The sequence below is a fragment of the Actinoplanes sp. NPDC049802 genome, assembly GCF_040656595.1.
Lineage (GTDB): Bacteria > Actinomycetota > Actinomycetes > Mycobacteriales > Micromonosporaceae > Actinoplanes.
This window is the reverse complement of record NZ_JBFAMR010000077.1, coordinates 1-15,975: the sequence shown is the minus strand read 5'-3', so window position 1 is coordinate 15,975 and position 15,975 is coordinate 1. Positions and strand designations below refer to the sequence as shown.

12 protein-coding genes are annotated in these 15,975 nt (G+C 70.4%); 5 read left to right on the top strand and 7 right to left on the bottom strand.

What is annotated here, in order from left to right; translation table 11 throughout:
* Positions 1-21: 21 nt before the first annotated feature.
* The 5 genes from AB0I88_RS34100 to AB0I88_RS34080 all read right to left on the bottom strand — a co-directional run bounded on the left by AB0I88_RS34100 (position 22) and on the right by AB0I88_RS34080 (position 6,970).
* Entirely contained in the window at positions 22-1,113 is a 1,092-nt protein-coding gene (locus tag AB0I88_RS34100; RefSeq protein WP_361034326.1) for a CinY protein, read from the bottom strand.
* Between the two features lie 400 nt (positions 1,114-1,513).
* On the bottom strand, positions 1,514-3,913 hold the full coding sequence (locus AB0I88_RS34095; RefSeq protein WP_361034324.1) for a glycoside hydrolase family 2 protein: 2,400 nt from the start codon (positions 3,911-3,913) through the stop codon (positions 1,514-1,516).
* Complete coding sequence (locus AB0I88_RS34090; RefSeq protein WP_361034321.1) at positions 3,910-4,731, bottom strand: carbohydrate ABC transporter permease; 822 nt, start codon at positions 4,729-4,731, stop codon at positions 3,910-3,912. Before AB0I88_RS34090 ends, AB0I88_RS34095 begins: the two co-directional genes overlap by 4 nt.
* The gene (locus AB0I88_RS34085) at positions 4,728-5,663 is read right to left on the bottom strand and encodes a sugar ABC transporter permease (RefSeq protein WP_361034318.1); all 936 of its coding nucleotides are present in this window, start codon (positions 5,661-5,663) and stop codon (positions 4,728-4,730) included. Before AB0I88_RS34085 ends, AB0I88_RS34090 begins: the two co-directional genes overlap by 4 nt.
* Positions 5,660-6,970, bottom strand: a complete 1,311-nt coding sequence (locus AB0I88_RS34080; RefSeq protein ID WP_361034315.1) for an extracellular solute-binding protein — start codon at positions 6,968-6,970, stop codon at positions 5,660-5,662. The genes AB0I88_RS34085 and AB0I88_RS34080 overlap by 4 nt, the downstream gene beginning before the upstream one ends.
* A 218-nt stretch (positions 6,971-7,188) precedes the next feature.
* Between AB0I88_RS34080 and AB0I88_RS34075 the strand changes: the two genes are divergently transcribed.
* The 3 genes from AB0I88_RS34075 (at position 7,189) to AB0I88_RS34065 (ending at position 11,044) form a co-directional block, all read left to right on the top strand.
* Positions 7,189-8,373 (top strand): ROK family transcriptional regulator, encoded by a 1,185-nt coding sequence (locus tag AB0I88_RS34075; protein WP_361034312.1) that lies wholly within the window; start codon positions 7,189-7,191, stop codon positions 8,371-8,373.
* Positions 8,374-8,400: 27 nt separating this feature from the next.
* Positions 8,401-9,240, top strand: a complete 840-nt coding sequence (locus AB0I88_RS34070) for a LacI family DNA-binding transcriptional regulator (protein ID WP_361034309.1) — start codon at positions 8,401-8,403, stop codon at positions 9,238-9,240.
* A 193-nt stretch (positions 9,241-9,433) separates the two neighbouring features.
* The gene (locus AB0I88_RS34065) at positions 9,434-11,044 is read left to right on the top strand and encodes a peptide chain release factor 3 (RefSeq protein WP_361034306.1); all 1,611 of its coding nucleotides are present in this window, start codon (positions 9,434-9,436) and stop codon (positions 11,042-11,044) included.
* A 99-nt stretch (positions 11,045-11,143) separates the two neighbouring features.
* Here the strand turns inward: AB0I88_RS34065 and AB0I88_RS34060 are convergent, their stop codons facing one another.
* A complete protein-coding gene (locus AB0I88_RS34060) occupies positions 11,144-11,305 on the bottom strand; it encodes a hypothetical protein (RefSeq protein ID WP_361034304.1) in 162 nt (53 codons plus the stop codon).
* A 140-nt stretch (positions 11,306-11,445) separates the two neighbouring features.
* Entirely contained in the window at positions 11,446-13,038 is a 1,593-nt protein-coding gene (locus AB0I88_RS34055) for a pectate lyase (RefSeq protein WP_361034301.1), read from the bottom strand.
* A gap of 156 nt (positions 13,039-13,194) precedes the next feature.
* Between AB0I88_RS34055 and AB0I88_RS34050 the strand changes: the two genes are divergently transcribed.
* On the top strand, positions 13,195-14,172 hold the full coding sequence (locus tag AB0I88_RS34050) for an aminoglycoside phosphotransferase family protein (protein WP_361034298.1): 978 nt from the start codon (positions 13,195-13,197) through the stop codon (positions 14,170-14,172).
* Positions 14,173-14,413: 241 nt separating this feature from the next.
* Positions 14,414-15,859, top strand: coding sequence for a family 43 glycosylhydrolase (locus tag AB0I88_RS34045; RefSeq protein ID WP_361034295.1), 1,446 nt, complete (start codon positions 14,414-14,416; stop codon positions 15,857-15,859).
* Positions 15,860-15,975: the final 116 nt, after the last annotated feature.

Sequence of the window (15,975 nt, the reverse complement as noted above, 5' to 3'; positions counted from 1 at the left end):
CGATCCGCGGCGAGACCTGCATCACCTCGACGGCCGGCGCGGCCCTGACGACATCGGAATCACCCCGAGGATCAGGGCGAACCCGATGAGAGCGGCGATCGTGGTACGGCCGTCGCCACCACCGCAGTCCGCCGGCGGATCGTCGTGCGTCAGCGCGCACGCCATGGCCCCGGCCTTCCGGCCGCCGTACTCGGCGCGCAGCGCGTCACGCAGTTCCCGCCACTGGTGGCGGGACTCCACGATCGCGCCCGTCACCGCCTTCTCGAAGTTGCGGCCCACCTGGCCGCGCGGCGTACCCGGGCTCGAGACGGAGCCGGTGACCGGGTCGATCAGCCCGTTGTCCTTGTTGACGGCCGCGTGGGTGATCCGCTGGGCGCACGCGCCCACACCCGGCACGGTGTCCTGGAGCACGAAGCATCCGGTCGCCAGGTCCGCCGGCACGCTCGGTGCACCGCTGCCGCGCAGGTCGAGGACCGGGCTCGGGGCGGGCAGGTTCAGGCCGGGCGGGTTGGCGGGCCCGATCGGGCGTGCCGGGTCCGCCTCGTCGGCCCACGAACTGTGCGCGTAGAAGTCCTGCACCCCGTGCAGGGCACGGCCGAACTCCTCCAGAACCGTGCATTTGGCGCGCTGTTCGCCGTGCTCCACCAACAGGCAGCCGCCGTCCAGGCGTACCTCGGCCTCGAGGATCCGGCCGTGTGGGCCGAGCAGGCCGGCCGCGCCGCGGACCGCCTGCCGGAACCGGCCGCGCAGATGTTCGACGCAGGCGGCGATGGCCGCGGTGGCCTGGTCGCGGGTGCGCGGGTAACCGCCGGACAGGAAGTCGCCGTCGTCGCAGTGGGCGGCGGGCACGTTCACCTCGGTGCGGTCCGGGGCGCCCACCGCGCCGAAGCCCCGGCCCTCACCGGCGAGCTGGCTCAGGGTCGCGGGCGCGAAGCAGCCGTCGCCGGGACGGCGCCCGTCGGCGCAGGCCAGCGCGGCGCGCGTGATGCGCTCGTGCTCACGGTGCTGCCCGCCGCCGTCGACCGTGCCGAACCCGCCGGCCGGATCGGGCACCAGCAGGGCGGCGGCCGCCAGCAGCGACACGAGCAGCGCCGGCCCGATTCTCCGCCTCATCGCGGTAAGGGTCCGCCGTCCGCCCGCGCCGCGCCTCCTCCCCCGCGGATGGATGAGAGACCTCCCGGAACTTCACACCACCTTGATCCGGTACGCGTGAGCTCGTCCCGCATCGTTCGGACCGTCCCGTCCGGACGGCGCGGGCCTGCCGTCCGCTCCCGCCCGTGCCGCGGCCGCCGGGCTGAGCTCGGTGGTTGCGCTGACCCGCGGATCGCCCCGGACCGCCGGTCACGCCGGGCGGTGTGTGGAACCTCGGATGGGTCCAGGCCGCCGGTCACGCCGGGCGGTGTGGGGAACCTCGGATCGGTCCAAGCCGCCGGTCACGCCCGGCGGTGTGTGTGGAACCGCGGATCGGTCCGGGCGGGTGGGAGGCGCCGCGGCGCCTCCCGCCTCGCCGGTGTCAGCCGCGCAGGACCGTGGCGAGGTCGGTGAGGACCCACGGAGCCTTGACCGAGGCCGGGTCCAGGGCGATCGGCGCGCGGACGTGCAGCACGGTGGACTCGCCCGGCAGGAGGGTGACGAAACCCTGGTCGGTGACCGCCTCGGGGTGGATGCGGTCGGCCTGCAGGAGCAGGTCGCGGGCCAGGCCGGCGGCGTGCACGTGGACGTCGAGGCCGCCGTCGGCCGGCTCGGCGGTGACCGTCAGCCCGGGGTCCGGCAGATCCTCGGTGAACCCGTCGGCGAACCGCAGTGCCCGCCGGCCGTCCAGGTGGGCGGTCAGCAGCTCGCCGTCCGGCGCGGGGACGAGGGCCACCGAACGGGGCGCGACCTCGACCTTCTCGATCGTCGAGGAGCGCACGGCGCCGTCGCGGTCGCGGGACTCGACGCGTAGCAGGCCGGTCCAGGTCTGCGCGTGGTCGTTGAGGATCGCGACCACGGCGCCGCCGTCGCGGGGCTGGATGGTGAGGGCGCGGTCGGCGTACATCTCGCGGAGCGCGTGGTAGAGCGGTTTGTGCCGGCCGGCGCCGTCGACGGCCGCCCACGAGGTGACCGGCCACAGGTCGTTGAGCTGCCACAGGATGGTGCCGGCGGTGTGCGGCCAGTGCGAGCGCCAGTGCTCGATACCGGTACGCACCGCGCGTACCTGATTGAGCTGGGTCAGATAGTGCCAGGCCTCGGTGGACGTGGGCGCCGGGAAGTGCGGCGCGAGCCCGCGGGCGAGTTTGCCGTTGCCGTCCTCGGCCTTCTGGTGGTGCAGTACGCCGGGCGAGCCGGGCAGCATCGGGTCGTCGGAGACGGCGTCACGCAGCGTGGTCCAGGCCGGTGGCGCCTGCCAGCCGAACTCGGCGACGAACCGGGGCGCCGAGTCGCGGTAGCGCAGGTAGTCCTGGCGGTTCCACACCTCCCAGGAGTGGAAGGTCTGGTGGTCCGGGTCGTTGGGTTCGTGTGCCCAGGAGCCGGACCAGGGGCTGCCGGGCTGGTAGGGGCGGGTCGGGTCGAGTTCGGCGACGATCGCGGGCAGCGTCTCGAGGTAGTACTTCTCGCCCCAGCTCAGGTCGCCGCCGGGCTGTTCGGTCCAGCCGGAGGCGCCGCGCAGCCACAAGTTCTCGTTGTTGCCGTTCCAGGTGACGAGGCTGGGGTGCGGGGACAGCCGGGTGACGTTGTCGCGGGCTTCGGCGACCACCTCGGCGTGCAGCACGTCGTCCTCGGGATAGCAGGCGCAGGCGAACAGGAAGTCCTGCCAGACGAGCAGGCCGAGTTCGTCGCACAGCTCGTAGAAGTCGCGGTTCTCGTAGATGCCGCCGCCCCAGACGCGGATCAGGTTGACGCCGGCGGCCACGGCCTCGCGGAGCCGCCGTTCGTAGCGTTCGCGGGTCATCCGGGCGGGGAAGATGTCGTCCGGGATCCAGTTGACGCCCTTGATCAGCACTTTCTCGCCGTTGATGTGGAAGACGAACGGGGTGCCGGCGTCGTCGGGAGCCGAGTCGACGTGGACGGTCCGGAATCCGGTCGGCTGTTGCCAGCGGTCGAGTTCGGTGCCGTCGTCACCATCGGTCAACACGACGGTCAGCGTGTACAGCGCGGGTTCGCCGTACCCGACCGGATCCCACGGCGTCACGCCGGGCACGTCGATCTCGCCACGCACGCTGGTCTCCCCCGCGGCGAGATCAAGGACGGCGATCTCCCGGCCGTCGAGGAGGACCCCGGCGCGAAGCGCGCGATCGCGGGTGCGCTCGACCTCGGCGGTCAGGTCCAGCTTTCCGGTGTTCTCGTGGTACGTGGCGAGCGGGCGAACCGCGGCGATCCGTGCGGTGCTCCAGCCTTCGAGCCGAACCGGCCGCCAGATGCCGGCCGTGACCAGGGTCGGCCCCCAGTCCCACCCGAAGCCGCACGCCATCTTGCGAATGAACTGGAACGGCTCCGGATAGGCGTTGGGCCGCGGGCCGACGAGCGCCTCCACCCGCGCGGCCTCGGTGTAGGCCGAGGTGAAGTGCACGCTGAGCGGCAGCGGCTGGTTCCCGGTGAGCGGCGACGTCACGTCGAACCGGTAGCCACGGTGCATGTTGCGGGTCTCGCCGAGCACCGTGCCGCCGAGGGTGATCCGGGCGACCGTGTCGAGCCCGTCGAAGACCAGGTCGATCCGGTCGTGTGCGGGCCCGTCCCACGAGATGTCCCGCCGGTAGGTCCAGTCCGCGCGCCCCACCCAGGCGACCGCGTGCTCGTTGTCGTCCCGGAACGGGTCCGGGATGCGGCCGTGGCCGAGCAGGTCGCTGTGCACGCAGCCGGGCACCGTCGCCGGAAGGTCGACGCCGTCGCCGTGCAGCTCCCAGGCGCCGGACAGGTCTTGCACTGTGGTCATTTGGTGGCTCCCGCGGTGATGCCGTTGTAGATGAACCGCTGCAGCATCAGGAAGATCACCACGGTCGGGATGATGACGATCATGGTGCAGGCGGCGATGGTCTCCCACTGCGCCCCGTACGGGCCCTTGAACCGGAACAGCGCGGTGGAGATGACGTTGAGGTCGGACGATCGCATGTAGAGGAACGGGATGTAGAACTCGTTGTAGATCGCGATGCCCTTGATGATCACGACGGTGGCGATGGCCGGCTTCATCAGCGGCAGGACGATCCGGCGGTAGACGGTGAACCGGGAGGCGCCGTCGATCATCGCGGCCTGGTCCAGGCTGGGCGGGATGGACTGCATGAACTGGATGAAGATGTAGATCGAGATGATGTCGGTGCCCATGAACAGCGCGATCGCCGCCCACGGGGTGTTGACCAGGCTCATCGACTTGACGATCTGGTAGGTCGCGACCTGGGTGGTGACGCCCGGGACCAGGGCGGCGACCAGGAACAGGCCCAGGATCAGGCGTTTGAACGGGAAGACGAAACGACTGATCGCGTACGCCGCCAGCGTCCCCACCAGCACGGTGCCCGCCAGCGACACCACGAGGATGAGCGTGGTGTTCCCGAACCCGCGCAGCATGTCGCCCTCGGTCCAGGCGGTGGCGAAGTTGTCCAGGTTGAACCAGTTCTCCGGCGGCGTCAGGGGGCCGCTTCGCGCGTACTCATCATGGGTTTTGAAGGAGGCGAAGAGCACCACCGTGAGCGGGATGAGCACGATCATCGAGGCCAGCACGAGAGAGCCGTACTTGGCGGCGCGCGCCACGTTCCTCATGACAGGGTCACCTCTTCGTCGGGCAGGATCCGGCGCTGGATCCAGGTGATGAGCAGCACGATCAGCAGCAGCACGACCGCCATGGCGGAGGCCAGGCCGATCTGCCGGAACTGGAAGGCCGTCTCGTAGGCCTGGACGACGAACGTGCGGGTGCCGTTCGCGCCGCCGGTCATGACGAACGGGATCTCGAAGACCGAGAGGCTTCCGGAGATGGCCAGGATGAAGGAGAGGCTGATGATCCGGCGGATGCCCGGCACGATGATGTGCCGGAACTGATGCCAGCGGTTCGCGCCGTCGATCTCGGCGGCCTCGTAGATGTCGCCGGGGATGGACTGGATCGCGCCCAGGAACAGCACGAAGTTGAGCCCGGTGAACCGCCACACCGACGTGCCGGCGAGTGAGAGGTTGGCGATGTCCGGGTCGCCGAGCCACTGCTGGGTGTGGTCGCCGAGCCCGATCAGCCGCAGCACGGTGTCGAGGGTGCCGTCCGGCTGGAACAGGTAGAGGAAGACGAAGCCGACGGCGACACCGTTGAGCAGGTACGGGAAGAACAGGATGCCCTTGAACAGGTTCCGGAACCGGGTGCTGAACGACAGCACGACGGCGAAGTAGAGGGCGATCGCGATCTGCACGAACGAGGCGGCCAGGTAGTAGAGGCTGATCAGGAAGACTCGCCAGTAGCGCTCGTCGGTGAAGACCCGCACGTAGTTGTCGAGGCCGACCGGGTCCATGGTGACGTCCAGGCCGTCCCACTTGTGGAAGCTGTAGAACACCATGTTGGCGACGGGCACGTAGGTGAAGGTGATCAGCAGGATCAGCGCGGGTGCGACGTACAGCCAGGGGCTGTGCCGCAGCCGCCACGGGCGGGGTTTGCCGGTCGCCCGGCCCGCCGCGACGGCGGGCCGGGTGCCGGGGACGACCTGACCGGTCACTTCATGACCTGCGACTGGGCGGCGCTCCACCGCTTGTTCAGGCCGGCGAAGTACGACTCCTTGTCGCCGTCGGCGGCGCCGCGGGCGATGTCGACCAGCTTCTGCCGGTAGATCGGGCCGGCCAGGTCGATCTCGGACTCCTTGATGATCTCGTCCTCCTTGCCGCTGTTGGCCGTGGCGGCCGGCAGTTCCAGCAGCTCGACGCCGGTGGCGGTGAAGTCCTGGAGGCCCTTGGGCAGCGGCTGCCCGACCGGGGTGGGGATGGCCTGCTGGTCGGCGGCGAAACCGGACTCGGTGACGAACCATTCGAGCCACGCCTTGGCGGTCGCCTTGTTCTCGGAGTTCTTGCTGACCGCGCCCTTGTAGTCGCCCTCGATGCGGGCGTGGAACCTGCCGCCGGTCTGGTACGGGAACGGCCAGAACGCGATGTCGTCCGGGTTGGCGCCGGCCGCGGTGGCGGCGTCGCGCATCTGCGGGACCGCCCACGAGCCGAGCAGCATGCTGGCGACCTTGCCGGTGCCGAGCATCGGCTTGGACGCCTCCCAGTTGGTGGTGAGCGGGTCCTTCTCGCTGAGCCCCTGGTTCACGATGTCGAAGAGCAGGCCGTCGGTCAGGTGCTGGAGCTTGCCCGGCTGCCAGGGCTGCGGGTCGGTGGGGAAGGTGTCGTTGATCTTCGGGTCGGCGAGGACGGCGCGCTGGCTGTTGAAGAAGCTGAGCGGCCAGCCGTCCTTGTAGTTGGTGTAGAACGGGGTGGCGCCGGTCTTGGCGACCGCCTTGAGCCCGGCCAGGAACTCGTCGGGCGTCTTCGGCGGCGCGGTGATCCCGGCCTCGGCCCAGATCCGCTTGTTGATGACGAAACCGTTGGCGACACCGCCGAGCGACAGGCCGTAGACCTTGCCGTCGTAGGCCTTCTCGTCGATGAACCGGTACTTGCCCTTCAGCTCGTCGACCGTGCCGAGCGGCTCGAAGAACTGGCCGAGCTGGTCCACGGCGACGGTGTTCGGGATCAGCAGCACGTCGCCGTACTCGCCGCCGCTGAGCTGGGTGGTGACGTCCTGCTCGTAGTTCGTCACGCCCTCGAAGGTGACCTTGGTGCCCGGGTACTTCGCCTCGAACTTCTTGGCGTACTCGGGGAGTTTGGTGGTCACCAGGTCGGTCCGGTTGGTCAGCACCGTGATGGCGCCCTTGATCTCGCCGGAGAAGTCGCCCTCCGCGGCGGTGTCGTCGCCGGCGCCGCCGGTGCAGCCGGCCAGGAGGGCGAGCGCCGCGGCGGCGCCGATCGCGATTGACTTCCTTCTATTGATCATGTCAGCACCCGTCTCGCTCATCTCGAAGAAGGCGGATACGTGCCCGCCTTGCTGAGTGCAGAGCATGGTGCCGCCGTTACGAGCTTGTCAAGGTTAGATTACTAATTTAAGTTGCTCCGATGCAGGTAGCGGACCTGAGACGCGTGATCGTTCGCAGTCGGCAGCGGCCGGGTACGGTAACGGCGGAACGAAGTGAGCAGGAGCGGAGACCCACCGGCATGGCACGTCGAGAAGCACCAGCGGCCGGCCCGGGCAGCCGCGCCCTGATCGTCGATGTGGTCCGCTCCGCGACGACCATCAGCCGCGGCGAACTCGCCGACATGACCGGCCTCACCCAGCCGTCGATCTCGATCATCGTGCGCGACCTGATCGCCGAGGGGATCATCCACGAGATCGGCTCCACCGGCTCCACCCACGGCCGGCCCCGCAAGCTGATCGCGATCAACCCGGCCAACCGCTTCGGCGTCGGCTTCCACCTCGGCCCGGACACGCTCACCTGCGTGGCCATCGACCTCACCGGCGGTGTCGTCGGCCGCGAGGTGGTCCCCCGCGTACCGCACGAGGTGTGGCCCGCCGACCGGCTGGCCCGACGGTTCGACGACTTCACCGCCTGCCTCGACCTGCCGCGCGGCCGCATCGAGGGCCTCGCCATCGTCGCGCCCGCCCCGGTCCCCGGCCAACCGGACACCGCCACCGAGCTGAGCCTGCTGCGGGCCGGCCTCACCGAGCGCATCGGCGTGCCGGTGCTGGTGGAGAACGACGCGGCGGCCGCCGCCCTCGGCGAGTTCTGGAGCCGCCGGGTCTCCCGCGATCAGGCTTTCGGATGCGTCTACCTGTCCACCGGCATCGGCGCGGGACTCGTCTTCGGCGGCGCCCTGCACCGCGGCGCCAGCTTCGACGCCGGCGAACTCGGGCACGTCTCGATCCGGTACGACGGCCGGCCCTGCCCGTGCGGCAACGTCGGCTGCGTCGAGCAGTACGCGTCCACCTCGGCGACCGTACGGGCGGCCCGCGAGGATCCGGGGCTGCGGGACCGGTTGCACCTGGACGGCGGCGACGCCGGCGCGTACGACGCCATCGCCCGGGCCGCCGTCAACGGGGACCCGGCCGCGTACGCGGTGCTCGATCAGGCCGCCGGCTACCTCAGCATGGCCGTCACCTCGATGGTCAACCTGCTCGACCTGGGCCGGCTGGTGCTCACCGGGCCCGGCGTCGCGCTGGCCGGCTCCATCTACGCCCGCCGGCTGCGCGCCCACCTGAACCGGACGGCGCACGCCCGGCACCGGCACAGCACGGCCGTCGAGCTGTCCACCCAGCCTCGCGACGCGGCCGGCATCGGCGCCGCCGTCCTGGTGGTCCAGGCCGCGATCGCCCCCGGTCACACGCCCGGCGCGGCCGGCTGAGAAGCGTCTACCGTCAGGAGGAGTCCGGTGTCCCAGGAACCACAGCGGGTCGGCCTGGTGCTGGCCCGGGCCTCGCAGGTCCTCGGGGAGGAGCCGTTCTACCACGAGTTCATCGAGGGGCTGGAGCGCGTGCTCACCCCGGCCGGGGTGTCGCTGCTGGTCAAGGTGGTCACCGACCGGGCCGCCGAGGCAGCCACCTACGAGCTGTGGGCCGAGCGCGACCAGGTCGCCGGGGTGGTGCTGGTCGACCTGAGCCACGACGACGAGCGGGTCCCCCTGGTGCGCCGGCTCGGCATTCCGGCGGTCGTTCTCGGTGATCCGTCGACCGCCGACGGCATGCCGACGGTGTGGACCGACGACGCCCGCTTCGGCCGGGACGCGGTCCGGTTCCTCGCCGAGCACGGCCACACGGTGATCGGCCACGTCAGCGGCCCGATGCTGTTCGCACACACCGAACTGCGCCGCGGTGGCGTCGAGGCGGAGGCCGCCGAGCGCGGCCTGACCCTGGTCACCGGCGAGGGCGACTACTCCAAGGAGTCCGGCCGGAAGGCCACCGCACAGGTGCTGAGCAGCTCCGCCGGCCGGCCCTCCGCCATCGTGTACGACAGCGACATGATGGCCCTCGGCGGCCTGGAGACGATCGCCGAGCACGGTCTGCGGGTGCCCGCCGACGTCTCCGTCATCGCCTGGGACGACTCGGCCCAGTGCCAGCTTGCCGTCCCGGCGCTGTCCGCGATGAGCCACGACGTCGGCCGCATCGGCGAACTCGGGGCGGACGCCATCCTCGAGGCCATGCGCGACCCCGCCGCCGACACCGTCTACGAGGCCCCGAAGGCCCAGATCGTCGAACGCGAGAGCACCCGCTGACCGGGCGCTCCGCCGGACGCCGTCCACGGGCGCGGTGGAGCACCCGCTGAGCAGAGGCTCCGTCGGTGCCGCCGCGCGTACGGGCGCTCGGTATGACGCTTCCCACCGGGGGTTTCCGCGGTTTTGCTCGGCCGCGACCTTAAAGTTGCAGGGCGGCCGAAGGCGCCGCGGTCATCCGGGAAGTGGGAGATTCGTGAGTCAGAGCGTGTCGGCGGCCACGGCGGCGACTATCGGGGCCGAGGCGGCCCGGCGGCGGACGTTTGCGGTGATCTCACATCCGGACGCCGGCAAGTCGACGATGACCGAGGCGCTCGCCCTGCACGCGCGGGTCATCGGGCAGGCCGGTGCGGTCCACGGCAAGGGCGACCGCCGCGGCGTGGTGTCCGACTGGATGGCCATGGAGCAGGAGCGCGGCATCTCGGTCACCTCCGCCGCGTTGCAGTTCTCCTACCGCGACACGGTGATCAACCTGCTGGACACCCCCGGGCACGCCGACTTCTCCGAGGACACCTACCGGGTGATCACCGCGGTGGACAGCGCCGTGATGCTGCTGGACGCGGCGAAGGGCCTGGAGCCGCAGACGCTGAAGCTGTTCGAGGTGTGCCGGCAGCGCGGCATCCCGGTGATCACCTTCATCAACAAGTGGGACCGTCCGGGCAACGACGCGCTCGCCCTGATGGACGAGATCGAGCAGCGGATCGGGCTGCGGCCCACACCGCTGACCTGGCCGGTCGGCATCGCCGGGCACTTCCAGGGCGTGATCGACCGCCGGACCGGGGTGTTCACCCGCATGCAGCGCTCCCCCGGCGGCGCCGACCTCGCCATCGAGGAGGAGATGACCGCCGAACAGGCTGCCGAACGGTTCGGCGCCGACTGGACCACCGCCATGGAGGAGCTGGAGCTCCTGGAGATGACCGGCGCCGACCACGACCAGGAGGCGTTCCTGGCGGCGACCACCACCCCGGTGCTGTTCGGCGCGGCGGTCGCGAACCTCGGCGTACGCCAGCTGTTGAACGTGCTCGTGGAGCTGGCGCCGCCGGCCACCGCACGCCCGACCGCGGCCGGCACCGAACAACCGGTCGAGGCGCCGTTCTCCGGGTTCGTCTTCAAGATCCAGGCGAACATGAACAAGGCCCACCGCGATCAGGTGGCGTTCATGCGGGTCTGCTCCGGCCGCTTCGAGCGCGGCATGGTCGTCACCCACGGCGGCACCGGCAAACCCTTCACCACGAAGTACGCGCAGCAGATCTTCGGACAGGGCCGCGACACCATCGACGAGGCGTTCCCCGGTGACGTGGTCGGCCTGGTCAACGCCACGGCACTGGGCATCGGCGACACCCTGTTCGCGGGACGCCGGGTCGAGTACCCTCCGCTGCCGTCGTTCCCGCCGGAACACTTCGCCGTGGTCCGCACCGACGACACGTCGGCCTTCAAACGGTTCCGCCGCGGCATCGAGCAGCTCGACGCCGAGGGTGTGGTGCAGGTGCTGCGCTCCGAGCAGCGCGGCGACGGCACGCCGGTGTTCGCCGCGGTCGGCCCGATGCAGTTCGAGGTGGCCAGCCACCGGCTGGAGGCCGAGTTCGGGGTGCGGGTGAAGCTGGAGTTCCTGCCGTACGAGATCGCCGCCGTCACCGACGCGGCCGGCCGCGAGATCCTGCGCACCGAGTCGAACGTCGAGGTGATGACCCGGGTCCGCGACGGCGCTCTGCTCGCCGTCTTCCCGCACCGGTGGCGGATGCGCACGATCGCCGGCCGCCACCCGGACCTGCGGCTCGACGCGCCGCGCGACACCGCCGGCTCCTGACCGGCAGGCGTCGCCCAGAGAACCAGCGTGTGGGTTTCGGGCGCGAATCGCACCCTAACCCCACACACGGTCAGAGCAACGGCGGCGGGTGCGGTTCGGTTACCGATGCTCCAGCGGCTCCTCCGGGCCCGGGCGGGTGACGGGCTCGGGCTCGGGCGCCGGCAGGGGCGCTCGGCCGGCGGAGCCCCGGTCCGGCGTGTCGGTGAGGTCGATCGGCCGTTCGATCTCCGGTCGCGCGGGCGTCTCGGGAATCTCGGTCATAGCACCCTCCTTCGGAACGAAACCGCTGTTCAGGCCCTGGATACCCGACGGCGCGCGGCCCATGCTCCGGGCAGAGACCTGAAAGCAGACCGGCCCCGTCGCGCGGTCGCGGGACGGGGCCGGGGTGCGTGGCGGTGCGATCAGGAGGCGTACGTCTGGAATTCGGCGATCTTCGGCGTACCGGAAGAGCTTGTGATCTTGAAGGTCAGCTTGGTGGTGGAGGTGGCCGCGAAGCTGACGTTCCCGCCGCCCGTGCCGGAGGCGAGGACCGCGCCGGACGCGCCGTTGAGGACCTGGTAGGCGCCGATCACCGAGCCGGGGGCCTGGACGATGTTGACGCGGGACACCTTGGTGGCCGCCGGCCACTTGATCGAGATGTCGCCGGTGGCGCCGTTCGGCGACCAGAACGTGGCGGTGTTGCCGTCCTTGACGTTGCCGTAGCTGGTGCCGCTCGCCTTGCTGGAGCCGTCCGCACCGGCGCCGATGCTCAGGTTCGTGCCGGAGGTGGCGGTGGCGGTCGGGGAAGCGGTGGCCGTCGCGGTCGCGGTGGGCGACTTGGTCGCGGTCGGCGACGCCGTCGCGGTGGCGGTGGCGGTGGCGGTGGCCGTCGCGGTCGGGGCGGCGGTGGCGTTGCACTTGCCGTCCGACACCTTCAGCCCGGTGCCGGCGCCCGCGGTGGCCGCCACGATCGACGGCACGCAGGACGCGTTGTCCAGCGCGAACGCGTACGGGATGGTGACGCTGGTGGTGGACGTCAGGTTCGGGCCGGCCGGGTTGTTCTCGGCGCCCTTCGCCGACCAGGTCACGTTGTCGAGCACGTTTCCGGACACCTGCCAGTAGCCGGCCGCGTCGGTGTAGAAGGTGCCGAGCACGTCCTTCGAGTCCTCGAAGTAGTTGCTGTCCACCCGGGCCTTCGCGCCGGCCCGCGAGTTGATGCCCGACTCGTTGAGGCTGAAGTAGTGGTTGTTGTAGATGTGGGCGACACCGCCGCGCAGCAACGGCGTACGCGAATCGATGTTCTCGTACTTGTTGTGGTGGAAGGTGATGTTGCTGTTGCCGGTGTCGGTCTCGCTGGAGCCGATCAGCCCGCCGCGGCCGGAGTTGCGCAGGATGCTGTAGGACAGCGTCACGTACTGGGTGTCGTCCTTCATGTCGAAGAGGCCGTCGAAGCCCGCCGACTCACCGCCGGAGGCGATCAGCGTGGCGTGGTCCACCCACACGTTGCGGACGGTGCTCTCCATGCTCACCGCGTCGCCGCCGTTGGACAGCGGGGAGCCGGACTTCTTGACGTTCTGCACCGTCACGTTCTGGACGATGATGTTGCTGGAGTCCCTGATGTGGATGCCCAGCTGGTCGAACGTGGCGCCCTTGCCCACGCCGACGATCGTGACGTTGCTGACCTCTTTGAGCTCGATCCGGTCGGCGGCGGTGTTGCAGCTGTCGCCGGACACCTTGGTGGTGTTGCCGTGGTTGATCGTGCCCTCGACCTGGATGACGATCGGCGTGTCGCTGGCCGCCCGGGTGCACAGCGCGTTGTGGATCTGGGTGCCGGTGGTGGCTTTGACGGTGGTCCCGCCGGCGCCGCCGGTGGTGCCGCCGTTCTGACTGGCGAAGCCGGTGACGGTGGCCTCCGCGGCCGACGCGTCGTGCTGAGGCAGCCCGAAGGCGATCGCTCCGGCGACGCCGGCCACGCCGAGGACGGCGGAGAGTCGCAGCGCGACTGATCGTTTCATGGTGTTCACCTGTTCCCGCGCACCGGGATGCGCGTCCGGGGATGAAGGGGGGCTCTGGGGGGAGGCCCGCCGTGTCGATCACCCACTAGTGGTGACGGATCATGGTTTGGTTGCCCGGGATCGAAGAAAAAATCTTGCGCCGGTACATTCGGGCGGGTGAGCGAGCCGAGCCCGACCCAGCGTGTCCTCGATCCCGCCGACATCGAACGATCGGTGGCCGCCGCGCTGCCGGGGCGGCGGGTGGTGGCGTCCGCGCCGCTCACCGGCGGCGGTTTCGCCACCGTCTGGTCGGCGTGCCTGGACGACGGCGCGGACGTGGTGCTCAAGGTGGCGCCCCTGCCGGAGGCGCGGTTGCTGCGCTACGAACAGGACCTCATCGCCGCCGAGGGCCGCTATCTGCGACGGCTGGCGGCCGAGGCGCCGGAGGTCAGGGTGCCGCGGGTTCTGCACGCCTCTCCGGAGCTCCTGATCACCGAGCGCCTTCCCGGCCGCAACCTCTTCGAGCTCCAGTCGGGTGGGACACCGGTGGACGACGCCCCGGTCCGGGCCGCGTTCGGCGCCGAGCTGGCCCGGGTGCACCGGCTCACCGGTGACCGGTTCGGCTACGACGCCGGGCGGACGAGCGCGCCCACCTGGTCGGCGGCGTTCCTCGCCATGATCGACGATCTGCTCGCCGACGCCGCCGATTGGCAGGTCGAGACGCCCGCCAGGATCCGCGAACTGGTCGAACGGCATGCGAGCCTGCTCGACAGCGTCCGGCGGCCGGCGTTGCTGCACTTCGACGGCTGGGACGGCAACCTGCTGGTGGCGGACGGCCGGCTGACGGGGTTCGTGGACGGCGAACGGTTCCTCTACGGGGACCCGCTGCTCGACTTCACCTCGGCGGCGCTGTTCCGGCGCGTCGAGGACGAGCCGGACCACCCGTTCGTCCGCGGTTACGGCGGCCTCCGTTTCGACGCTCCGGTCCGGCGCCGGCTCAGCCTCTACCGGCTGCACCTCTACCTGCTGATGACGGTGGAGATGCCGAGCCGGCGGATCACCCGGGAGGCTCAGCCGGACCGCTACGAGATCCTGGCCGCGTTGCTCGACGAGGAGCTGACCGAGCTGGCCCGGCCGGTGCCCACGCCGGCCTGACGGTCATGCCCGCCGGCGGGTCGCGGTCGTGGTCGTGGTGGCCGGGGAGGGCTCGCCTCGTCCAGCGTTAGCGCTCACAAGGGTTGACCGGCATGTTACGAGACATCCATACCTGCCACAAGACTTGATCTACCGCGTCCACGACCGCCTTCTATTTCGGCGCTGTTTCTTGACGTGACGGGTGAGCGACGTGCATGTTAACGATCACACATCCCCGCTCCCGTCCACAAGGAAGTCATCGATGGGTCTTCGTTCTCGAATCCGTCGCAAGCTCACCGTCGCGCTGACCATGACGGTCGTGCTGCTGGCCGGGTTCGCCTCCCCGGCGTCCGCCCAATACATCAGCGTCAAGAACCCGGTCATCTCCCAGCGCGCCGACACCGCGATCTTCAAGCACACCGACGGCTACTACTACATGACCGCATCGGTGCCCGACTACAAGCGCGTCGAGCTGCGCCGCGCCACCACCCTCCAAGGGCTGGGCACCGCCGCCACCACCAACGCGTTCGTCGCCCCGTCCAGCGGCGCGCTCAGCGGCTGGATCTGGGCCCCGGACATCCAGTACATCGACGGCGCCTGGTACATGTACTTCTCCGCGTCGCCCAGCACCGCCGTCTTCGACCAGCGGCTCTACTGGATCCGCAACACCAGCGCCAACCCGATGACCGGCACCTGGAGCGCGCCGCAGCGGTTCAACACCGGCTGGGAGTCGTTCCAGCTCGACGCGGCGGTCTTCGTCAACAAAGGCGTCCGCTACTTCGCCTGGGCGCAGGACAGCCCGTCGACCAACTTCAACAGTCACATGTACATCGCCCGGATGAACGGCCCGACCGCCATCACCGGAACCGCCGTGGAGATCGCCCGGCCCACCGTGGCGTGGGAGAAGGAGGGCGTCGCCGGCGTCGTCGAGGGACCGTCGCCGCTGGTCAAGAACGGCCGGGTCTACATCGCCTACTCGGCGTCGGCCACCGACTCCCGCTACAAGCTGGGCCTGCTCTCCTCCTGGGACACCGCCGACCTGCTCAACCCGGCGTCCTGGTACAAGCACCCGAACCCCGTCTTCCAGACCGCCAACGGCGTCTACGGTCCCGGGCACGGCAGCTTCACCGTCGCCGAGGACGGTGTCACCGACATGCTCGTCTACCACGCCCGCGACTACGCCACCCCGACACCGGACGCGCTCACCGACCCGAACCGGCACACCCGCGTGCAGCAACTGCTGTGGCGGGAGAACGGCGACCCGTTCTTCGGCCAGCCGATCCCGAGCACCGTCACCAACCCCGGCGTCCGGGGTCAGCACAGCAACCGGTGCGTCGACAACTACAACCGGGACACCACGCTCGGCGCCCTGGTCCGCCTCTACGACTGCAACGGCGGCACCGCCCAGCACTTCGAGCTGACGTACAACTCGGCCGGCTACTACCAGATCCGTAACCGCAACACCGGCACCTGCCTGGCGAACCTGACCGCCGGCACCGCCTCGAACGCCGACGTCGGCCTCTACACCTGCAACGGCTCCACCGGCCAGCGGTGGATCGTCCTGGACCGGGGCAGCGGCTGGTTCTCGCTGCGCAACGTCGCCGGCAACACCTGCCTCGACAACTACAACTGGGATGCCGCCAACGGCGCCCGCCTGTCCCTCTACCCCTGCAACAGCCTGGCCGCCCAGAACTGGCGCCTCGGCTGACCGTTGCCGTCGCGGGGGCGGTCGCCCGACCTGGCAGGCCGGGGAGCTGTTCACCGATCTGACGGTGCGGCAGAACGTAGCGGTGGCGGCCGGCCGGGGACCGCTGCGCAACCTCT